Here is a 20,298-nt window from a genome sequence, read left to right on the forward strand (position 1 = left end):
TATCTATCAAAATATTTACATACTTACGATTTAGCCTTCTTGTATTTCTGAAAGATAGGACCATCGTTCAATCAAATGTTCCAGTTCTTCATTTAATTGAATTTCTTCCTCAGCTAATTTATTCGCCAGTTCAAAATCACTGCCTGCTTTATTTAGTTCGGCAGCTACTTCCTCCAGTCGTTTTTCAACCGCTTCTATTTTTTCATCGATGCCTTCCCATTCTCTCATCTCATGATAGGATAGACGTTTTTTCGTTTTTGTCTCTTCTGCACGTTTTATTTTAGGAGTTGACTCTTTCTCAACGGCAGTTGCAAGTCTTTCCTGCTCCTGTTTCCATTCCAAGTAATCACTTGCCTGCCCATAGTATTGCTGAATCTGTCCATTCCCTGTAAATACCCATAATTTATGACATGTTTTATCCAAGAAGTATCGATCATGTGATACGGTTATAACAACACCCGGAAAATGCTGAAGATACTCTTCCAAAACAGTTAATGTCTGAATATCCAAATCATTTGTCGGTTCGTCCAATAAAAGTACATTTGGAGACTCCATCAATATCTTCAATAAATAAAGCCTTCTTTTTTCTCCGCCTGAAAGCTTCCCGATGACCGTCCCATGCGTATGTGGCTCAAAAAGGAAACGTTCCAGCATTTGTGCGGCCGAAATTCGCTCACCATCTGCAAGCGTGACCGCTTCACTTGTTTCCCGGATATATTCAATCATTCGCTTATTGAGTGGTAAATCTTCATTTTCCTGAGTATAATAGCCAATCAATACCGTAGAACCCCGATCAATTGAGCCACTAGTTAAAGACTCAGAACCGGCAAGCATTCTTAATATGGTTGTTTTTCCACTGCCATTGGCTCCGAGGATACCAATTCGATCTCCCTTTTGTAAAATGACAGAAAACTGATCGATTAAGAGTTTATTTTCATAGGATTTTGAAAGATTAACCAGCTCCAACACCTTTTTCCCAAGTCTGGTTGAAGCAACATCCAAACTTAAATCGTCACTTGCATTACCAGCATTCGCTTCCTCCTGCAAGGATTCAAAGCGCTGAATTCTCGCTTTTTGTTTCGTCGTTCTCGCTTTTGCCCCTTTCCGCATCCAGGCCAATTCCTGTTGGAACAGCCTTGAAACTTTATGAGCTGATTTCGCTTCCATCTCGTCTCTGATCGCTTTGATTTCTAAAAATTTCTCGTAGTTTCCGTCATAAGAATGCAATTGCCCCTTATCAAGCTCCCAAATCTTTTTAGTCACGGCATCTAAGAAATATCGATCATGAGTTACAAATAAAACCGAGCCTTGATATCCTTGGATATACTCCTGCAGCCACTCGATACTGTCATAATCCAAATGGTTTGTCGGCTCGTCTAAAATAAGCAAATCTGCTTTTTCCATTAATGCTTTAGCTAAAGCACAACGCTTTTTTTGCCCTCCGGATAAAGAACCCATTCTAACATTAAGGTCTTTGATTCCTAGCTTATTTAACATAATTTGTGCATTTGAATGGATCTCCCAGCCACCGTTTGCATCCATTTCAGCCTGCAAATGAAACATTTTATCAAGAAGAGCTGAATCATTTGGGGACTCCTTCATATGTTCCAATAGCTCTTCGTACTTTCGTACAGTTTGAAATACAGGTGAGTCATTTCTATAAATAAAGGCTGATACCTTTTCATCTTCGTTTACTTCAACATTCTGTCCTAGATATGAAATCCGGTAATCCTTTGGCTTATCAATCAATCCCCCGTCCATTTCTTCAATGCCGGCAATGATTTTTAACAGTGAAGATTTCCCTGTTCCGTTTAAGCCGATTAAACCAATTTTTTCGTTTTCACTTATGCTAAAGTTAATATCCTTAAAGAGAGTCTTCTCTCCGTATTCCTTTTTAATGTCGATTCCTTTTAATACTTTCATTCCATCATATCCTTTTTAAACTGTTCTAAAAACAACAAGATAAATTGATGACGTTCTTCTGCCAACCTTTCACCTGTACGTGTATTCATCAAGGTTTTTAATAGTAGTAATTTATCATAAAAATGCGTGAATGTACTAGGGGCAGAATCATCCTTCGGTAAATAAATAGGATGCCCCTTATGACTGCCATATGCGAAAGCACGGGCTATACCAATGGCTCCCAATGCATCCAGACGGTCCGCATCCTGCACAATGGCTGCTTCAGGGGATAAGCCCTCTCTTAAACCCTCACTAAATGAGATACTGGAGACATCCCTTTTAATCTTTTCCCTAATTTCTTCATTTTTCACATTAGATTCGAGCCATTCGCTAAGTACCGCTTCTCCCGCTTTTTTTGTCCCATTTAATTTGGAATCGGATAGATCATGCAGTAGGGCGATCAGTTCAATTAGCTCAGGATCGCCTGTTTGCTCGGTTTGATAGATTAATAAGGATAGCCTTCTGACACGATCCATATGCTGCCAGTCATGGCCCGTTGTATCGTTAATAAAACGTTTTTTCACGAATTCTTCCGCTGCTTTAATAGCTTCGCGCATAATAAACTCCTTTACTTTTCTATCCATCCGATTCCTACTGTTTCAACGCCTGCGTGAAGGCAAAGGGCAGTCCCGAGCGGATGTATCGTAATTGATAATTCCTCACTGATTCTTTCAACCATCCGGACCCAATCGCTTGTTTGACTGATCTGTTTTCCATACAGCATAAAAACTTCTTCAATCTGGGAGGACCCGAGGGATTGTTTTAAATAGGATTGGATTTTTTCTGTTGCCTTTTTCCATGTACGAACCTTGGTTTTAATCTGTAGACTTCCTTCCTGAAAGGTTACGATTGGCTTTATATTCAAAAGACTTCCCAGGTAATAGCTTGAGGTGTTAAGCCTGCCGCTATTATGAAGCTGCTGAAGAGATCCTATCCAAACATACACTCTTAACTTAGATTTAAGCGCATGGATTGCTTCCACAACTTCTGTAGGTTCATTTGAAGTTTCCCATATTTTAATAGCTTTCTTTATCAATAACGTCAATGGATAAGCAAGATAATGAGTATCCACATTAAAAACCGGGATATCCACCAGCTCGGCAGCTTGAACACTTGTAGAATATGTACCGCTTAATTTATCAGAGATATGAAAGGAGAAGATAGAGTCATAGGTAACAGCCAACTTGTCGTAAAGCTTTTTGAAATCGCCAATCGATGGCTGCGATGAGGTAAGAGTGGATCCCTTTTCTATGTGTTCAACTAATTCATCGGTTGTTAGATCTACACCATCCAAATAAGACTTTCCATCAATCATCATGTGGACCGGTAAAACGTAAACATCTTTATTGGCTCTAAGTTCATCATCTAATACAGCAGAGCTGTCTGTTACCCACGCTACTTTTTTCATCATGCAACCAACCCCCATACCTCATGGAATACATAACCGATAAATGGCGTTACTCCTATTATAACCAAAAGCGTTTTTAAAAAGATACAAATATAAGACCTCTCCTTTGCTAGGAGAGGTCTGTCCTATAATAAATCAACGATACTTTTCTCTACTTCAGAAAGTTTTGTAGAGGGTGCAAAACGTTTTACAATCTTTCCATTTCGATCAATGAGAAACTTTGTAAAGTTCCATTTAATCGCCTTGGAACCCATCACACCAGGGGCCTGTTCTGTTAAATAATTAAATAATGGATGAGCTTGGTCTCCTCTTACATCCACTTTTGCGAACATAGGAAAGGTAATTCCATAATTAGTTCGGCAGAATGAATGGATTTCCATTTCATCTCCGGGTTCTTGATTCATAAATTGATTGCACGGAAATCCAAGAATAACCAAGCCCTGCTCCTTATATTTTTGGTAAAAGGATTCTAACTCTTTATACTGTGGAGTAAACCCACATTTACTGGCAGTATTCACAATAAGCAGGACCTTCCCCATATATCTTTCAAAGGAAACTTCATCTCCAGTGATTAAGTTAGCCTTAAAATCATAAATGTTCATCATCTTCACTCCCGCTAAAAATACATGACTGATCAAGTTTTACTTTCGTTCAAAAAAATCTAACCTTCTGCTTTCAGTATATGATGGATTTGGCTGACATAGGTATGTAATTGATCAATTTCATCCTCATAAATTGGCTTATCCTGCTTAATTTCAATCGTTACGAATGGATCTTCATGTTTAAATCCAATCGGAGTATGTTTAAAAACCCGGTAATGATACCCTTTATCCCAGATCTGCTTCAATATATGAATATTGCGGAGAGGATGCTCAGGATCGATATACCTAAATTTAATTTTAAGATCACATCCCGGCTCGCGTTTCGTTATGGATGATAGCTTTTCTGATGAGAAAGCTTGTAAACCTGCACTTAAAGAAAGTGTACATTCAACCGCTTTTTCCATCGAAGCATCAAGCCTTGTACTAATCTCAAAAATTCTTGACATATAGGCTAAGTCAACATAATCATGCCTGTCTATGATGGCTAACTCGCCTTCTAAGTCTAAATCATAAAAGGCACCTTCAACTACTACTTTCAGGTTTTCAAAAACTGATGGATCAAACATGAGATCACCTCCATTTTACATAATCTCCCTATCCTTATTAAAACAATCCGACCGCATTGCCATTCTCGTCGACATCCATCTTTAAAGCAGCTGGTCTTTTAGGTAATCCAGGCATTGTCATAATATCTCCAGTAAGTACCACAATAAAACCTGCTCCTACAGAAGGCTTTAGCTTTTTGATATACAATGTAAATCCTTCAGGCCTGCCCAACAAACTTGGATTGTCCGATAATGAATACTGGGTTTTAGCCATACAAACAGGGAGCTGCCCCCATCCTTCTGATTCATATTTATGTATTTGTTGCAGAGCTTCAGGAGAATATTCAATCTTTTGTGCCCCATATACAATTTTTGCGACTTTTTCAATTTTCTCTTGAATGGAATCCGTTGATTCGTATAGACGTTTAAATGTATTGGTATTCTCCTTCATAAGGTCTTCAAGTTTTGCTGCAAGGTCCAATCCGCCCTGCCCACCTTTTTCCCACACTTCTGTTAAAGAGAAAGGTAATCCATGTTTCTGACATAAAGTATTGAATCGTTCCACCTCTGCATCAGTATCTGCAGAAAATTTATTTAAAGCGACGATAAAAGGCAATCCAAAAGCTTGAATCGTTTCACAATGCTTCACTAAATTCTGGAACCCTAATTCAATCGCATTTAGATTTTCCTCTTTTAATTTATCCGATTGTACGCCACCATGCATCTTTAAGGCTCTTAATGTTGCCACGATAACGACAGCATCCGGAGTAAGATCAGCAGCGCTTGTCTTAATATTCAAGAATTTTTCTCCGCCAAGGTCCGCACCAAATCCTGCTTCTGTAACACAATAATCAGCTAGCTTAAGGGCTGTTTTTGTAGCAAGTACACTGTTGCATCCATGTGCAATATTTGCAAACGGACCACAATGAATTAGCGTAGGCGTATGTTCAATAGTTTGAACCAAATTAGGCTTTAAAGCATCCTTCAACAATAAAGTTAGTGCACCCTCTACACCCAAGTCTGAAACAGAAACAGGTGTATCCTGATAGGTGTATCCAATCACAATCTTCCCTAATTTATCTTTTAAGTCATCTAAATCTATCGCGAGACAAAGAATTGCCATGATTTCAGATGCTACGGTTATATCAAAGCCATCTTCACGGGGAATTCCGTGCTTATCCCCGCCAAGCCCGATTACAATATGCCGAAGAGCACGGTCATTCATATCAAGGACCCTTTTCCAAATAATTTTCCGCGGGTCAATCTGCAGTTCATTTCCCTGCTGTATATGATTATCAATCAGAGCTGCCAGTGCATTATTTGCTGTTGTGATGGCATGTAAATCACCAGTAAAGTGCAGGTTAATTTCGTCCATTGGGAGTACCTGTGAATAACCGCCGCCAGTTGCACCTCCCTTTACACCCATGACTGGTCCAAGAGAAGGTTCTCTCATCGCTATCATTGCTTTCTTTCCAAGAAGAGAAAACGCATCTCCTAGACCAACGGTTACCGTTGATTTCCCTTCCCCTGCTTTAGTAGGATTGATGGAAGTAACGAGAATTAATTTCCCATCCTTTTTGGTGCTGCGGGATTTTAACACATCAAGAGAGATTTTCGCCTTGTATTTCCCGTAAGCTTCCCAATCTTCTTCCTTTAATCCAATCGTTTCAGCAATTTCTTTTATGGGTTTCATTTTTGCATTTAAAGCAATCTCGATATCACTTTTTACAATTGTGTCCAAATTCATGCTGAGCCCCCTAAAAATCAATAGTCATAATTAGTTTAACAAAAAATATATATCAAACACACATTATTATTTACAACCTCTCAAAAATATGAATACAATGGTAATATTATTTAATATTTTGAAAATTTAAACAAACAAGGAGGTCCATATCTTGCCGATTACGATTCCAAATAAACTACCCGTCAAACAAATTTTAGAAGAAGAAAATATTTTCGTAATGGATGATAACAGAGCTCTTAGTCAGGATATCCGACCTTTAAACATTCTCATTTTAAACTTAATGCCTGAAAAAGAGAAAACCGAAGCACAGCTGCTTCGATTACTAAGCAATACTCCTCTGCAAGTCAAAATAACCTTTTTACGAATGGAAACACATGAAAGTAAAAACACACCCCATACACATTTGGAACAATTCTACTCAACCTTCCCCGAAGTATCAACGAAGCGCTTCGACGGCTTAATTATTACTGGAGCGCCGGTTGAAAAGCTAGACTTCGAGGAAGTTCACTATTGGAATGAGCTAATCAACATAATGGATTGGTCAAGGGAGCATGTAACCTCATCCCTTCATATATGCTGGGGAGCCCAAGCAGCCCTATACCATCATTTTGGAATATCAAAGCAATTATTAAATAAAAAATGTACAGGCATCTATAAGCATAAAGTATTGAAACCATTCGAAAGCCTTGTAAGAGGATTTGATGATGTTTTTTACGCTCCGCATTCAAGATATACAGATATTGAAGCAGAAGAGATCCGCAATCATGAGGAGTTAATCGTCTTAGCAGAATCGGAGGAAGCAGGTTTGTTCCTGGTCGCTTCTAAGGATAAACGATTAATTATGGTAACCGGTCATCCAGAATACGATTTGGCTACCTTGTCCCATGAATATAAGCGTGACTTATCAAAGAGCTCAGGTGCCCCTATTCCTCAAAATTATTTTCCTGAGGACGACCCGCTGCAGCTCCCATTTCATACATGGAAAAGCCACGCAAGTCTTCTATTTTCTAATTGGCTGAATTATTATGTCTATCAGACGACACCTTACCAGTGGAAATAATGATAAGTATTCTTACAATAGAAATTCTTATATAAAATATAAAAGACAGCCTATCAGCTGTCTTTTTCTTCTAATATCCAATATCCTCTTATACTTCATTAATAATCTTAACGATTTCAATATCCCTAAATGCCATTAAATCTATGATTCCCCTTTCAGTCTTTATTAAAGACTTAAGTGGATTATATCGATTTATGAGAAGAATCGAACCATATTCGCCATTATTCAGCTTTACTTTTTTGCCCACCAGCGCCTGAAGCAATCTATCCATGAAAACCAATAAAATATGAGCATCTAATGTTCCATATACATCATTCTGCATTTGTTTGATGATTAAATAAAATGGTGTTGCTTCGTGATAAACTCTTTCTGAGGACATCGCATGATATATATCTGCTATGGCGACAATCTTAGCAAAGTAATGAATTTGCTTACCCTTTAATCCATGAGGATACCCCATTCCATCTTCTCTCTCATGGTGCTGCAAGGCAACAATGGCAGCGGAATCAGGGATATGGTCGAGACTACTTAATAGTTCATGCCCATAGACGGTATGTTGTTTCATTATATTATATTCCTGAGAGGTAAGTTTACCTGATTTATCTAAGATGTTCTCCGGAACCATGGTCATGCCGATATCATGCAAAACAGCAGAAATCATAAGGTCTTCCAGCTCATCTATAGGCAATCTCAGCCATCTCCCGATTAGACCGGATAGAATTCCTACGCAAATGGAGTGCCAGTATGTATACTCCTCTTTACGTTTAGTTTGATGAAGCAATTCAAAAATTCGCGGACTCGATGATGCACTCTTGATAACAGGGATAATCTCCTGTTTAACCCGATTGACGGAAATTTCTCCACGTCTCTTTATATCCTTAAATATATGCCGAATATCCGTACATGCCTGATCCATGCATAAAGAAACCTCTTCTGTCGTCATCATTCGGAATTCCCCATTATCTTTGATAGAAGGTGTTTTTTGTTCCACCTTATCTCTTATTTCTTTTTGTAATTGATTCATATAAACTCTTTCCAGCAAATAATTAGAAAAACCATTATGATGTGTATCCATCAGACACCCCGACATATGTTTTCATTTCATTTTAACAATTATACCATATTTACCCAATTATCCAGTCACCTCTTAAAAATTTTCAATATTTTTTAAAATCCATTTTGACACTGTATATTTGAATGTTGTATATTGAAATTATCATGACTTATCTAAAGTTTATGATAAATAGTAATTGGCTTTTGAGCCACAGTTTTAGGAGGAATAAATCTATGCAAAACGGTAAAGTAAAATGGTTTAACAACGAAAAAGGTTTTGGTTTTATCGAAGTTGAAGGCGGAGATGATGTATTCGTACATTTCACAGCAATTCAAGGTGAAGGATACAAATCTTTAGAAGAAGGCCAAGAAGTTACTTTCGAAATCGTAGATGGAGAAAGAGGACCTCAAGCTACTAACGTACAAAAAGCCTAATAATGAACCAAAATTAACAGCCGCCTATTGGATAGGCGGCTTTTCTGTTTTCTTATTTAAATTTCCGCCTATATGTTTCAAGGATTCACCAACTGTACACTGATTGATACAAAAACGGTGTGCATGAGTACGGCCGTTATCCCGAACAAGCTGTTTGTGTAGAAAGCAGCCATCACAATACGTACTTAACAAAAAATCAACCTGTTTAAGAGCATCTTTTTTTCCCTTTTTTTTATTCATCGATAACATCACCCCATTTTTGGTAATTCAAGTTGACCGTCTATCTCAATTCCCTCTAGTGCCTGTGTTGCCAGCCGATGTGCTTCCTCATTATCTTTTCTTGGAACTGCCATTGTCTCAAAGTGCAAGCCAAGATTCTTAAGCTGTTCTTCGATCCGATCCAGCCACTTATTTAAATTTTCTTCATAACAAGGCCATTCTCCTGTTAATTGTTTCAATACGACCTGAGAATCCCCTTTTATCATAATTTTTTGATGTTTAACTCCCAGTTCATCAAGCCTTTTGACAGCTGCTAATAATGCACAATATTCTGCTTCGTTATTGTCCTCTATATAATCAAAGACTTCATTGCTCCGTATGCGAAACCTTTTATTGTTTTGTGTGTAATAAATCGCAATGCCAGCTCCTGCAAAGGTTTCACCCGGTCTGTGACTTCCATCAAAATAAATCGTTACATTCTGTGGGGTTTCTTCTATTTCCTCTGTCAGCTTTTGAAACTGTTTCTTTGTCCATTCCTGTCCCAGTTCATCAATAAAAATGAAATCTCGCCATCTTCCCGTGCTTTCGAGATCATTGACAAGCCTTAAAGCAAATTGACTTTCCATTTCTTCTGATGTGAAGGTTATAGGAGGTATTTTGGATTTATTGTAGATACCCTTTACTGTTACGTTCATTTCTTTCTCCCTTCCCAATCCTTTATACAATTAATTCATTATATATAAATTATCCTGATACCACTAAAACTATGACAGTAGACATTTAATAAAAATTCATGTACTTTTTAACTTGAAAGGATGTTTTCTTATGATAGAAGTATATGTAGATGGCGCAGCTAAAGGAAATCCAGGTCCAAGCGGTGCCGGTATTTTTATAAAAGCAGATGGTGAAGTCCACCGATATTCCATACCCCTTGGCATCCATAATAATCATGAAGCTGAATACTTAGCCTTGATCCATGCTTTGAAGATATGCCTGGATAAAAATTACGATGTCATCTCTGTTCGAACCGATTCAAAACACGTGGCGGATGCAATGGAAAAAGAGTATGTAAAAAAAGAATCCTTTAGACAATTACTCAATCAGGCACTGGAGCTTTCGTCTGAATTCTCCTTATTTTTCATCAAATGGATTCCAGAATCGCAAAACAAATCAGCTGATCTGTTATCCCGGCAAGCTGTGCAAATGAACGAGCAGAAATAATCATTCGGTTGAAACGGTATGGAATAAAAATAGAAAAGAGGAAAAATCATTGTCGCAAGGGCTTATCCATCATATTGAAATCAATGTATCAGATTTAAATAAATCCATTGACTTTTGGGGCTGGCTTCTAGCTGAATTGGGATATGAACTTTACCAGGAGTGGGATAGTGGACAAAGCTTTAGAATAGGGGATACCTATATAGTCTTCGTTCAGACGGAGGATAAATATATGGATATCCCTTATCACAGATGTGGAACGGGATTAAACCATTTGGCGTTTCATGCCGAATCCAGGCAACAGGTAGACGATCTAACAAAGAAATTAAAAGAAAAGGATATATTAATTCTTTATCAGGATCAACATCCATTTGCAGGTGGGAAAAATCATTATGCCGTTTTTTTCGAAGATCCTGACAGAATTAAAGTTGAATTAGTAGCACCCTAACCTCCCTTAGGTTAGTTGTTCTAATGTATAGTAGTTGAAATTGTAACCCTAGAACATCTTGCCAACTATTTAAGTGAGAATTTTAGTATAACCAAAATACATTGTCAGTTCAGTATAAAAAACTCAGAAAACCCTTTAGGATACGACTAATTAAAATAGTTTATAGCAGGAATAACATCCATTGTTCCACTTTCTTTGATGAACTGAGTCAGTAGGTGAATATGGGCTGAACCTATTATTAAAAGTGTTCTGTCCTCGGGTGAAACAGTCATTTCAACAAGATTCGCATAAATAATTAAATTTCGCTGATACCACCATCTTAGCCAATCAATCCCGATATAGTCTGTTCCTTTTCCTATTTGTGCAATCATCATATTCAATTCATGCTCTAGTTTAATTCTTGAGTCTGTATTGCACGCTTTAACTAACTCATAAATATCAATGTGATCAAAGCTTTTATTTAACTTTGACCAGTAATGGTCCTTAATAAATTCATATTTATCTGGCTGTTCTTCTTTTGCCCAATCATATACCTGACCAAGTCCCCTATTCCCAACCGATTCCATCCAATCGACCGCATAAACTTCCTTATGACCTAATTCAGCAGCAGTCCTGAATCCAAATTGGTGGATTTCGTTGACCTCATTTCTCAACTCACCATTCAGATATTTATCATACTCGTCATTTAGAGAAGTATGTTCTTCTTTTACGACTTCAAGGGCTATTTTAGTCGGTTTAAATTCTTTCAGACATTTAACGACTGCTTCAATTTCCCTTTGCTGATCCGTTATGATAGACTCATCGAAATCTCCGCGATGAAAATCCGGTGTATATCGCAAATGAAAAGTTCCGAGAATCATTACTTTTGGCTTTTTCGACATGATATCCCTCCTAATCATCCATTTATTAGACAATATTCAGGAAAAATCCTGCCTAAAAAGCTATCTTTTAGCAATAAAGCTGGCAATACTAGTTTATATATGGATTAATAGCCACAAAAAAATACCTTGATTTATTGAAATCAAGATACCTGTAAGCCATGTTCCTTCATTAATTGATTTGCTTCTTTTCTGTTGGAAACTTTACCATTCACCAAGGTTTCCAGCAGTGATATATAAAAACCTCCATCAAATCTCTTTTGAGCTTTCAATGTATTTTCCAGTGCAATGTTTACGATCCAGTCTGGTGCTGAAGTCAACTGTTTTCCAAAATAGATAAATCCTATTGCCTCTTCTCCAAGACGAAATCCTTTCGAAGATAATCTACAAATATAGTCTTCTAATTTTTCCATGTATCCCCCAAACACACTCCTTCACAAAATTACTCTTTTATTGTAAAACATTTTTAAAAAGTTGAATACAGGTTTTTGTCGTATTGTCTGAAAAAGGTTGATCACCCAGGTGACTTTTACAACTGAATTAACCCTTCCCTTATTTCCCGGTATCCAATTTTAATAAATATTCATCAATGATTTTTTTATGGCTTTTAACGATTCTTCCCGGTAATTCATGTGGATAAAAGAATTCAAACTTTATAGATTCACTTTCATCTACAACTAATTCACCTTCGTATTCATTTGTATAATACGCAATCGTGACACAATAGAATTCATCTCCATTAGCAGCCTTTACAAAATACTCCGGTCCGGAATATACATTAATAAAATGCAGCTTGCCCAGCGTAAGGCCGGTTTCTTCTGTCACTTCACGTCTGGCTACTTCTTCGGTCGTTTCTCCCAGCTCCATTAAGCCGCCTGAGAGCCCCCATGACTCCTTCGGAAATTTTCTTTGCTGCAACAACAGCCTGCCTTCCTTGTCAGAAATAACGACGACTGATCCAACTAATATTAAGGGACGATGACCCACAATAGCTCTTAAATCTTCAATATAGCCCAATCTCATCTCTCCTTTTATTTACCGCTCTGTAATACTAATCAATGTAACAGCGAAGATTTTGCATGTTTATATGAATCAATCAAAAAAAAAAATCGAGCCCTAAACCTTCAGGCATAAAGCTCGATCATGACTACTCAATATATTTTTAGCTGACACGAATTCTTAATTCTAATTCTTCCAGTTCATCAGCCAAAATATCATGATTAATCTCATACATGAGATGTTCATGAGTCCAATCCTCAAATACATCTATTTGACATATAATTTGGGCCAATTCTTTGCTTATAAAGGCTGATTCCTGTCCTGCCGCCAGCTTTTTCTTGCATCGATTGAATTTTGGATCTAATAATTCCAGCTGTTCATATAGCCCCTCCAGCGTTTGGTAATGCTGGATAAGTGGTAAAGCTGTCTTTTCACCAATACCAGGACAGCCCGGAATATTATCACTTGCATCGCCCAGCAGTGCTTTTACATCGACCCATTGCGCTGATTCTATTTCATAATCCTCACGAAAATCTTCAATGGTATAAACACGATCTCCTGTTTTACTGGCAATAATTTGACTCGTATGTTCATTCAGCAATTGAAACAGGTCACGGTCATTACTGTAAATTAAGCATTTCCCCATGTTATTCGTACTCCACATAGTAGAAATCGCACCGATTACATCATCTGCTTCATAGGAAGGCACAGACAGCTGCTTAACGCCAATCCGTTCTAGACTTGAACGCAATGTTTCATATTGCATAATGAGCGGTGCCGGCAATTCTCCGCGTGTCGCTTTATAAAAATCAAATTTTTGTCTGCGGGACGATTCTTCGCGCTTTACATCCCAAGCAACAGCTAAATGCGTTACTTGGTGAGTTTTAATAAGGCTGAACATTTTTTGAAAAAACACGCGCAGTGCATTGGTATAAATCCCATTTTTATTTCGATATAATTGATCTTCTGTTTTCCCATAAGCAGTTGCAAAATAACCTCTGCTAAGTAAGTTAAAACCATCTATTAATAATAATGTATTAGTATTTTGATTCATCCTAATCCCCCTGATGTTCTGATTCTCTGTTATCAGATTGTACCATATCCGGGCCTTATTCTCTTCTTAAAAATTTCCCATCAAATCAATTTACTGGTCCGTTTCTATTCTGTTTTCCGGATAGGATATCCAATCGCTAAAGCTGCCGGCATAGATTTTCACATTCGTAAAACCTGCTTCCTTGAGTGCAATATAATTAGGAGTTGCTGTAATACCGGAACCGCAATAAACAATGATTGGCTCATCTTTGTTCAAGTGATTAAAACGGTTTTCCAACTCTGGTACAGGCAAATATTTACCGTTCCTGAAATTTTCAGTCCAATCCATATTTATTGCACCGGGTATATGCCCAGCTTTATGATCAATCGGCTCATGGATTCCTTTATAGCGGTCTGATTCTCTGGAATCTATTAAATAACCTGGTCTATCATTCTCTGCCCAGTCTTTCACTTCAGGGTAAGTGACTAATAGATTCTTATTCATGACAGGGGCATAATCTGTTGGTGTCAGCACAGGAATATCCTCGGTTACTGGATATCCTTTCTCCAGCCAAGCCTTTAATCCTCCATTAAGTACATATACACGCTCATATCCAAATAATTGGGCTGTCCATAGAAAGCGACCGGCAAAAGCTCCCTCGCCGCCATCATAAGCAATAACGGTTGTCTGTTCATGTATACCGATGGCTTTCATTAGTTCAATAAAGTCTTCTCTCGCAGGAAGCGGGTGTCTTCCTCCATGTTCCTTAATTGGACCGGACAAATCCTGAGCAACATCCATAAAAGCAGCTCCCGGTATATGGCATTCTCTATATTGTTCTCGTCCCGCTGTTTTATTGGATAAATGGAATTGGCAATCGATGATACGTAAATCAGGATCACTCAAATGTTCAAATAACCATTCAGACTCTTTTACCAGCTGCAACTGCATTCTCCTCCTCCGATTCTAAAATTAACTTGATTTGCTTTTCAGCCTCCAGGTAAATTTGAGGATTAGATTTCTTGTTTAATGTCAATTCCATACTTTTCAATCGTTCATTGCCTTCGGTTTTCATCTCCTCAATGAATGAAAGACTTATATACTGAATGGCTGATTCAAAATGCTCAAACAATTTGTTCTGTTGATCTGTATAATAAACATCTAGATAGTCGTTTAACTTCTCCAAAAAGGCATCAGCCATTGGTTTTCTACCATTCTTTTCAAAGAAATGCTGGGTACCCTTGAAAAGTCTCAGTTCTTCTTTGAAATCATCTGCCGTTAAATTTAATAGCGCTCGGTCGGTATTATATTCGTTTTGTAAATCTGACTTAGGCTCACTGAATGACCAATCTTTATGGATGGTTTGAATCTCTTGAACTAACTGGACATAGGTATCATGCATGGTCTTTTTGACCATAACCTCTAAACGCAAGGATGTAGCCTGTATTTCATTGGCCAATTCAATTCTGACTTGATCAAGTAAACGATTCGTACAGGCTAAAAGGGACTGCCGATGGTCCTTTAATGTACCGGGATTAAAAAATTCTTTAAAATAATTCGGGAAGTTCAGGTTAATCCTTTGCTTACTATAATGAATCAATTCTTCTGTTTCCTGCTTCATCCTGGCCATTTCATGAGTAAATCTTTTTTCATTTAATATCGCTAACACTCGCTCCCAGTTTTCATGCAATTGGACACGTCTTTTCGTCTTCTGCTCCTCGGTTTCATTGGACAGCTCGACAAGTCGACTGGTAAGCTGAAGTGCCTTATCTAAATCCAGCATAGCTGCATTAACTAATATACCTTTAAGCTCCTCCTGAATAAATGAATAGAAAGCTGATTCAAAATGGGAAAACAGCTCGATATATGCCTCATTTCCTGAATTGAGTTCTTCAGTCCTTTGTTGTAGCGCTGCACGGCTTGAAATTGGATAAATCCGTGGATGATGGATTCCTGAAGTTTGCAATTCACTGCGTAAATAATCCTCAACCACCTTTCTCTCCTCCAGATTTTCAGCCAAATCAGCCGCATTCAAAAGGAAAAACATCTTATCCATACTGAATGAATCCTTAACCCGTCCCAGTTGATCAAGGAAATTTCGGTCAGCCCGTGCGAATGGGTGATTATAATACGTAATAAAGCAAATCGCATCTGAATGCTTTATATAATTGAAGGAGGTACCTGTATGTCTCGCATTAACAGAATCCGCTCCGGGAGTGTCAACTAAAATAACGCCTTTTCGCGTTAAATCACAGTCATAATATAAATCAATGCGTTCGATAAAGCATGATTTTGTTTCATCTATTGCATACACAGAAAACTCATCCAATGAAACGGCAAAACTTTCACCAAGATTTTCTTCAAAGGAGTCAATCCCCTTTAAAAATGCCTCCAGGAAAGAAACCTTTAATCCTAGCGCATAGCTTTGTTTCTTGAGCATGGTTTGCGCCTGTTTCCTTGCCATCGCTAGATCCTGTACTTTTAAACCATCCTCAAACCACAGTTCATTTAAATCATCGAGCAGCATGGTCTCCGTCTTAGCATGAATGGTAGCAGTACCATGTTTATGTAGGCTCGTTGGCGGCAAAATACGATTAATGACAGCGGTAGTAGGATTCGGTGAAACGGGTAAAACGTTTGCTCCTAAAAGTGCATTGGCAAATGAGGATTTCCCTGCACTGAAAGCACCAAAGAGAGCTAAAGTGTAAGTTTGATTCATCAGTGAATCTGCCCTATTTTTCAGCTCCTGCGCTAATTTCTCAAGACCAGGTAAGTGGTTCAAAGCCTGGGAAGCTTTTTGCAGCTTTAAAGCCACTTGCTCAGATGTATAAATCGGCTGTGCCGTCTCCACTTTTTTTATAATCCGTTCAGGCTTTGGCTCAGGTTCAATATCTTTAACTTCTTTAATATCCATCTCCACAATTGAACTCTCTTTTTGCTGGCTTTGCAGGAATTCCATGACTTCTGTAAGGTTATATCTGGATCTTTTAGTCAACTCATTCATAATTTTATCTTTATAGCTCCGCTGATTAGTCAGCTGTACTTGCCAATCCTGCCAAATGTGAAGAATAGAATGGTCCGATTTTAATTCCTCCTTCACCCGGGTGAGACGCTGCTCTCTTTCCTCTTCCCACTGACTCACCAAGGTATTGAAAAGAGTTAACGCTTGCTTGCCCGCAGCTTTTTTAATGGAAGATGCCAAATCCTTGGAAAAATTCAACACCAAGTCACTGGTAACAGAAGCTAACTGATCTACCTCAATGATCGTTTCATAGGGAATATCATAGTCGAATGACTGGATGATATTCTGACTCTCCTGTTTTTGTCCTGGATAATCGTTCATCATTCTTTGAAAATATTCATTTAAATTCCACAAAATTGTCGATTCAGTCTGCTGTTTAATATTTTGAATCAGATTAGCTTTACGAGTTTCTTTTTCTTGTTCTGTTTTACTTTTTCCAAATATTCTCCCGACTTTAAAAGATGTAACCATTGATTCCAAATATGATTTCGCCAGTTCCCTGGATTCATATGGAGTGATATTGCTATTTTCGATAATATGCCCAATTTGTTCATCAAATTTATCTTCCTCATGCTCACGGAAATTAATAATGCTTTTACTAAATTTTTCAGCAGAATCAATAATTTCTAACAAGTGATGATTCTGTTTGTCATGCAGCTGCTGCTCCAGATGATTTCTGGCTTGATTGGAATCCGCTTCTTTCCAATTTAGATGCTCCGTTATTAAATGGTTAAGAAGTGAATTCACATCATAAGCTGGCGCAATACCAGCTAATTCAGCTATTTTTTCAGTTACACGGTGAGCTTGGTTAAAGGGATGATCCTCCGCTTTCATAGTAGTAAAGTAAAACTCTTCTACTGGTATATCCCAATCCTTAAAAGCTTGCTTTACACTTTGTTTAAGAGATGTAAAAGAAAGCTCATCCTCCTGATGTTTATCGATTTGATTAATGATGACATATATTCTTTTCCCCATACGTGCCAGATCTCTTGTAAACTGAAAATTTATTTCTGACTGAATATGATTGTAATCGGTCACATAAAAAACCGCATCAGCCAGATGAAATGAGGAGGCAGTCGACAATTCATGGGCTTCATCAGTTGAGTCAATCCCTGGTGTATCCAATAAAACTAAGTTGTCTGCATACGGAAAATTCTGAATCATCAAATCGATTTTTTGGATGGAACCTCCGTTTTTCGCAAATTCTTTAATTTTGTTAAAATCAATTGGCGGCTGAAAGATTAGACATTTTTGATCATTTAAAGTGACCCTGGCTTCTCCATTGCCGCTCCTTATTTTCACGATATTAGCACTTGTCGGAATGGGACTGGAAGGCAATATCGGCTGTTTCAAAATATAATTAATAAGCGTAGATTTTCCGGCCGAAAAATGTCCGCAAAATGCCAAGCTATACTCATTATCATTAACCTTATTCATAATATCGATCGTTTTTTGTGCCCGTACTTGATCCCCATCTTGTTCAAAGTACTTATAAATAGCGTAAAGCTGGTTAAGTGTTACTTCCCTTGTATGCAGTCTCATACTTATCCCCTTATTAATAATCATTTATCTATCTATTTTATCGAAAATTGGAATAGTTGCCCATAAATATCTATTTTGGTAAAAAAATAAGTTCAGACTTTTGTCTGAACTTACATACTTTGATTAGCTTGTGATTGAGCTGCTATAACTTTAGGATTTGCTACATTATTTAAAACATGAACCATGACTCCGCTAAAGGCTGTTACCGTTGCACCTACAAATACCCAAATCATCATCATGCACCTTCCCTGTCATGTAGTTAATTGATAACGTCTCTCATTATAGTTCCAGTGTATCATCAATGATAATCATTTTCAATCAAAATTCTGTTCAAAACAGATATTACCTATACACGCCTGTGCTTTATGTAAGTTCTAAACAACAGGTAAACAATCTCCCCTGAATACCAAGACAGATTGTTCATGATTTTTCCGGTTAATTGCCGCTCTTCTTTTCGTTATGCTGAATCGTTATAAAAATTTCCTTCAATCGGTCCTGTCCACAGACATGGCAGACTTTCAGCATCTCATGTAATGAATGGCAATGAATACAATAATACTTTTTCATATGGTGTATCCACCTTTTTTACATACAGTATATGTAATATGATGGTTGCTGGTTCCTAATTTAGAGTATATTAATTCATTTCTCTTTGTTCTTTATTAAAACTGTAAACCACTCCAAAAAGAAGCATTATATCAATTGCATATGCCTATTTACTTTTATCTGTTCTAATTTTATGTAGATTGTACAGGAATAATATTGATGACGTACATATGATGATTCTGATTATATTTTAATAAAAGGAGTGAAATTTGTGAGTGATGACCAGAATCAATCCCCACAGTTGATCCCTCAGCAGCTAATTAATTTACTAGTAAGTGATCTTTTTCGGAAAAATGGAATTAACGCTGAGAAGGCTAAAGAAAAGTTATCCGATGAACAAAAGCAAATGATAAAAGAGTTAGTTAGTGATTTGACTAACCAGGTGGAAACATTTGTAAAATCCTCATCAACCGAAGATAACAAAAGCAATGAAAAATGATCATTTTAAAACGCCTGATTAGCAGGCGTTTTTTTTTCGATGGACAAACACATTTGAGCTTTTTGTCCAATCAAAACAAAGGACATCCTCATATTTTATAAAGACCAAATCACAAAGGAGTGGTAGAAAAATGTCAAATTATTTTGGTGACAATTGTGAAAGGGAAAGGGATGAGGAAAAGCGGCACACGGCAGAGATAGCCCAGGACGCTGATCAGTTCACTTCTGAAATCCAAGAATCAGATGAATTAATCATTATCAAGGATTCAGGTAACGTGTTTGTTCAAACTACAGAAACTCAAGCAGCAGTGTCCCTCCAATTAGCTTTGCAGCTCGCAATCGCATTGGTAATTGAAATTTCAATTGCAGATTCAGATGATAGCGATGGTGTTGTTCAAGACCTTCTTCAGCACTTTAATTCTGAGCAAAAGAGTGTACAAAAAATTCATATCGAAAATTCAAGGGACGTTAGGGTTACAACTACTGACACAGATATCTCTGCAAACCTTCAAGTAATGCTAGAAGCACTTCTAGCTATTGTAGCCAGATTAGATATCGCGTAAATTCAAAAAATAAAATAAGAGGTGAGAAGAAAAATGAGTGAAAAGAATTGGAGAGCATTAGACAATTTCAAATGTAAAAATGATGATGCGGAAGTCACCCAAGAGGCTGATCAAATCACATCAATCACACAGCAATCCTATGAATGGATCGTCGTCAAAGATTCAGAGGATGTAGAAGTGCATACAACAGATACTCAAGTGGCATTATCTTTACAAGCAGCTATTCAAGTAGCAATCGCAATTGTTATTAGTATATCAGTTGGGGATAATGAAGCCGGCAAAGGGGTAGTTCAAGATTTAAAACAATTTTTCAAATCTAAACAACGAAATACCCAAAAAACAATTATTACTGGTTCAAAGTGTGTAAGGGTCGAAAGTACGGATACTCAAATAGCTTTAAATATACAAGTATTAATCCAAATTCTTGTGGCTATTGTTGCTAGACTAGATATTGGATAAAGATGATGCTCAAGATACTAAAGATGGATAACCTGTATAATATAGTAAAAAGACATGACTA

24 protein-coding genes are annotated in these 20,298 nt (G+C 37.5%); 7 read left to right on the forward strand and 17 right to left on the reverse strand.

What is annotated here, in order from left to right:
- Positions 1-30: 30 nt before the first annotated feature.
- From AC4G3N_RS02205 to AC4G3N_RS02230, 6 genes are all read right to left on the reverse strand, one after another.
- Positions 31-1,923, reverse strand: a complete 1,893-nt coding sequence (locus AC4G3N_RS02205; RefSeq protein ID WP_066107254.1) for an ABC-F family ATP-binding cassette domain-containing protein — start codon at positions 1,921-1,923, stop codon at positions 31-33.
- Positions 1,920-2,546 carry an HD domain-containing protein gene (locus tag AC4G3N_RS02210; protein WP_491089640.1) on the reverse strand — a complete coding sequence of 209 codons (627 nt, stop codon included), beginning with the start codon at positions 2,544-2,546 and terminating at the stop codon, positions 1,920-1,922. Before AC4G3N_RS02210 ends, AC4G3N_RS02205 begins: the two co-directional genes overlap by 4 nt.
- The gene (locus AC4G3N_RS02215; protein ID WP_491089641.1) at positions 2,531-3,373 is read right to left on the reverse strand and encodes a DegV family protein; all 843 of its coding nucleotides are present in this window, start codon (positions 3,371-3,373) and stop codon (positions 2,531-2,533) included. The genes AC4G3N_RS02210 and AC4G3N_RS02215 overlap by 16 nt, the downstream gene beginning before the upstream one ends.
- Positions 3,374-3,495: 122 nt before the next feature.
- Positions 3,496-3,972 carry a glutathione peroxidase gene (locus tag AC4G3N_RS02220; RefSeq protein ID WP_139063861.1) on the reverse strand — a complete coding sequence of 159 codons (477 nt, stop codon included), beginning with the start codon at positions 3,970-3,972 and terminating at the stop codon, positions 3,496-3,498.
- Between the two features lie 59 nt (positions 3,973-4,031).
- Positions 4,032-4,538 (reverse strand): hypothetical protein, encoded by a 507-nt coding sequence (locus AC4G3N_RS02225; RefSeq protein ID WP_066107259.1) that lies wholly within the window; start codon positions 4,536-4,538, stop codon positions 4,032-4,034.
- Between the two features lie 37 nt (positions 4,539-4,575).
- Entirely contained in the window at positions 4,576-6,264 is a 1,689-nt protein-coding gene (locus AC4G3N_RS02230) for a formate--tetrahydrofolate ligase (protein WP_139891777.1), read from the reverse strand.
- A 151-nt stretch (positions 6,265-6,415) separates the two neighbouring features.
- Between AC4G3N_RS02230 and metA the strand changes: the two genes are divergently transcribed.
- A complete protein-coding gene (gene metA, locus AC4G3N_RS02235; RefSeq protein WP_066107265.1) occupies positions 6,416-7,324 on the forward strand; it encodes a homoserine O-acetyltransferase MetA in 909 nt (302 codons plus the stop codon).
- A gap of 88 nt (positions 7,325-7,412) precedes the next feature.
- Here the strand turns inward: metA and AC4G3N_RS02240 are convergent, their stop codons facing one another.
- The gene (locus AC4G3N_RS02240; RefSeq protein WP_066107267.1) at positions 7,413-8,399 is read right to left on the reverse strand and encodes an HD-GYP domain-containing protein; all 987 of its coding nucleotides are present in this window, start codon (positions 8,397-8,399) and stop codon (positions 7,413-7,415) included.
- A gap of 212 nt (positions 8,400-8,611) precedes the next feature.
- On the opposite strand from AC4G3N_RS02240, the gene cspD reads away from it, so the two are divergent.
- Positions 8,612-8,812: a cold-shock protein CspD gene (cspD, locus tag AC4G3N_RS02245; RefSeq protein ID WP_066107270.1), complete on the forward strand. Its 201-nt coding sequence runs from the start codon at positions 8,612-8,614 to the stop codon at positions 8,810-8,812.
- 24 nt (positions 8,813-8,836) lie between these two features.
- Here the strand turns inward: cspD and AC4G3N_RS02250 are convergent, their stop codons facing one another.
- Together AC4G3N_RS02250 and AC4G3N_RS02255 are read right to left on the reverse strand one after the other, a co-directional pair.
- Entirely contained in the window at positions 8,837-9,052 is a 216-nt protein-coding gene (locus AC4G3N_RS02250; protein WP_066107273.1) for a zinc-finger domain-containing protein, read from the reverse strand.
- 8 nt (positions 9,053-9,060) lie between these two features.
- Positions 9,061-9,726 (reverse strand): reverse transcriptase-like protein, encoded by a 666-nt coding sequence (locus AC4G3N_RS02255; RefSeq protein WP_066107277.1) that lies wholly within the window; start codon positions 9,724-9,726, stop codon positions 9,061-9,063.
- A 130-nt stretch (positions 9,727-9,856) separates the two neighbouring features.
- Here AC4G3N_RS02255 and AC4G3N_RS02260 point away from each other — a divergent pair, with 130 nt between their 5' ends.
- Positions 9,857-10,252, forward strand: coding sequence for a reverse transcriptase-like protein (locus tag AC4G3N_RS02260; protein ID WP_066107281.1), 396 nt, complete (start codon positions 9,857-9,859; stop codon positions 10,250-10,252).
- Between the two features lie 49 nt (positions 10,253-10,301).
- On the forward strand, positions 10,302-10,697 hold the full coding sequence (locus AC4G3N_RS02265) for a VOC family protein (RefSeq protein ID WP_066107284.1): 396 nt from the start codon (positions 10,302-10,304) through the stop codon (positions 10,695-10,697).
- Positions 10,698-10,843: 146 nt separating this feature from the next.
- Here the strand turns inward: AC4G3N_RS02265 and AC4G3N_RS02270 are convergent, their stop codons facing one another.
- The 8 genes from AC4G3N_RS02270 to AC4G3N_RS02305 all read right to left on the reverse strand — a co-directional run bounded on the left by AC4G3N_RS02270 (position 10,844) and on the right by AC4G3N_RS02305 (position 18,738).
- The gene (locus tag AC4G3N_RS02270) at positions 10,844-11,578 is read right to left on the reverse strand and encodes a DUF5694 domain-containing protein (RefSeq protein ID WP_254654728.1); all 735 of its coding nucleotides are present in this window, start codon (positions 11,576-11,578) and stop codon (positions 10,844-10,846) included.
- A 140-nt stretch (positions 11,579-11,718) separates the two neighbouring features.
- Positions 11,719-11,988, reverse strand: a complete 270-nt coding sequence (locus tag AC4G3N_RS02275; RefSeq protein WP_066107287.1) for a DUF6123 family protein — start codon at positions 11,986-11,988, stop codon at positions 11,719-11,721.
- Between the two features lie 139 nt (positions 11,989-12,127).
- Complete coding sequence (locus AC4G3N_RS02280; protein WP_066107291.1) at positions 12,128-12,592, reverse strand: NUDIX hydrolase; 465 nt, start codon at positions 12,590-12,592, stop codon at positions 12,128-12,130.
- A 145-nt stretch (positions 12,593-12,737) separates the two neighbouring features.
- On the reverse strand, positions 12,738-13,628 hold the full coding sequence (locus AC4G3N_RS02285) for a 5'-3' exonuclease (protein ID WP_491089642.1): 891 nt from the start codon (positions 13,626-13,628) through the stop codon (positions 12,738-12,740).
- A 90-nt stretch (positions 13,629-13,718) separates the two neighbouring features.
- Positions 13,719-14,558, reverse strand: coding sequence for a sulfurtransferase (locus AC4G3N_RS02290; protein WP_139891772.1), 840 nt, complete (start codon positions 14,556-14,558; stop codon positions 13,719-13,721).
- Complete coding sequence (locus tag AC4G3N_RS02295) at positions 14,530-18,171, reverse strand: dynamin family protein (RefSeq protein WP_491089644.1); 3,642 nt, start codon at positions 18,169-18,171, stop codon at positions 14,530-14,532. The genes AC4G3N_RS02290 and AC4G3N_RS02295 overlap by 29 nt, the downstream gene beginning before the upstream one ends.
- 110 nt (positions 18,172-18,281) lie before the next feature.
- Positions 18,282-18,407 (reverse strand): hypothetical protein, encoded by a 126-nt coding sequence (locus AC4G3N_RS02300; RefSeq protein WP_257469018.1) that lies wholly within the window; start codon positions 18,405-18,407, stop codon positions 18,282-18,284.
- A 199-nt stretch (positions 18,408-18,606) separates the two neighbouring features.
- Entirely contained in the window at positions 18,607-18,738 is a 132-nt protein-coding gene (locus AC4G3N_RS02305) for a hypothetical protein (RefSeq protein WP_257469017.1), read from the reverse strand.
- A gap of 250 nt (positions 18,739-18,988) precedes the next feature.
- Here AC4G3N_RS02305 and AC4G3N_RS02310 point away from each other — a divergent pair, with 250 nt between their 5' ends.
- From AC4G3N_RS02310 to AC4G3N_RS02320, 3 genes are all read left to right on the forward strand, one after another.
- Positions 18,989-19,216, forward strand: coding sequence for a hypothetical protein (locus AC4G3N_RS02310; protein ID WP_066107303.1), 228 nt, complete (start codon positions 18,989-18,991; stop codon positions 19,214-19,216).
- Between the two features lie 130 nt (positions 19,217-19,346).
- The gene (locus AC4G3N_RS02315; RefSeq protein ID WP_066107304.1) at positions 19,347-19,778 is read left to right on the forward strand and encodes a spore coat protein; all 432 of its coding nucleotides are present in this window, start codon (positions 19,347-19,349) and stop codon (positions 19,776-19,778) included.
- A 33-nt stretch (positions 19,779-19,811) separates the two neighbouring features.
- Complete coding sequence (locus AC4G3N_RS02320) at positions 19,812-20,237, forward strand: spore coat protein (protein ID WP_066107306.1); 426 nt, start codon at positions 19,812-19,814, stop codon at positions 20,235-20,237.
- The last annotated feature ends 61 nt before the right edge of the window (positions 20,238-20,298 follow it).

The organism is Bacillus sp. z50 (assembly GCF_058313585.1).

Coding starts and splice junctions, on each gene's coding strand:
- AC4G3N_RS02205 (WP_066107254.1), bottom strand. CDS start 1,923: ATGAAAGTATTAAAAGGAATCGACATTAAAAAGGAATACGGAGAGAAG.
- AC4G3N_RS02210 (WP_491089640.1), bottom strand. CDS start 2,546: ATGGATAGAAAAGTAAAGGAGTTTATTATGCGCGAAGCTATTAAAGCA.
- AC4G3N_RS02215 (WP_491089641.1), bottom strand. CDS start 3,373: ATGATGAAAAAAGTAGCGTGGGTAACAGACAGCTCTGCTGTATTAGAT.
- AC4G3N_RS02220 (WP_139063861.1), bottom strand. CDS start 3,972: ATGAACATTTATGATTTTAAGGCTAACTTAATCACTGGAGATGAAGTT.
- AC4G3N_RS02225 (WP_066107259.1), bottom strand. CDS start 4,538: ATGTTTGATCCATCAGTTTTTGAAAACCTGAAAGTAGTAGTTGAAGGT.
- AC4G3N_RS02230 (WP_139891777.1), bottom strand. CDS start 6,264: ATGAATTTGGACACAATTGTAAAAAGTGATATCGAGATTGCTTTAAAT.
- AC4G3N_RS02240 (WP_066107267.1), bottom strand. CDS start 8,399: ATGGATACACATCATAATGGTTTTTCTAATTATTTGCTGGAAAGAGTT.
- cspD (WP_066107270.1), top strand. CDS start 8,612: ATGCAAAACGGTAAAGTAAAATGGTTTAACAACGAAAAAGGTTTTGGT.
- AC4G3N_RS02250 (WP_066107273.1), bottom strand. CDS start 9,052: ATGAATAAAAAAAAGGGAAAAAAAGATGCTCTTAAACAGGTTGATTTT.
- AC4G3N_RS02255 (WP_066107277.1), bottom strand. CDS start 9,726: ATGAACGTAACAGTAAAGGGTATCTACAATAAATCCAAAATACCTCCT.
- AC4G3N_RS02260 (WP_066107281.1), top strand. CDS start 9,857: ATGATAGAAGTATATGTAGATGGCGCAGCTAAAGGAAATCCAGGTCCA.
- AC4G3N_RS02270 (WP_254654728.1), bottom strand. CDS start 11,578: ATGTCGAAAAAGCCAAAAGTAATGATTCTCGGAACTTTTCATTTGCGA.
- AC4G3N_RS02275 (WP_066107287.1), bottom strand. CDS start 11,988: ATGGAAAAATTAGAAGACTATATTTGTAGATTATCTTCGAAAGGATTT.
- AC4G3N_RS02285 (WP_491089642.1), bottom strand. CDS start 13,628: ATGAATCAAAATACTAATACATTATTATTAATAGATGGTTTTAACTTA.
- AC4G3N_RS02290 (WP_139891772.1), bottom strand. CDS start 14,558: ATGCAGTTGCAGCTGGTAAAAGAGTCTGAATGGTTATTTGAACATTTG.
- AC4G3N_RS02295 (WP_491089644.1), bottom strand. CDS start 18,171: ATGAGACTGCATACAAGGGAAGTAACACTTAACCAGCTTTACGCTATT.
- AC4G3N_RS02300 (WP_257469018.1), bottom strand. CDS start 18,407: ATGATGATTTGGGTATTTGTAGGTGCAACGGTAACAGCCTTTAGCGGA.
- AC4G3N_RS02305 (WP_257469017.1), bottom strand. CDS start 18,738: ATGAAAAAGTATTATTGTATTCATTGCCATTCATTACATGAGATGCTG.
- AC4G3N_RS02315 (WP_066107304.1), top strand. CDS start 19,347: ATGTCAAATTATTTTGGTGACAATTGTGAAAGGGAAAGGGATGAGGAA.
- AC4G3N_RS02320 (WP_066107306.1), top strand. CDS start 19,812: ATGAGTGAAAAGAATTGGAGAGCATTAGACAATTTCAAATGTAAAAAT.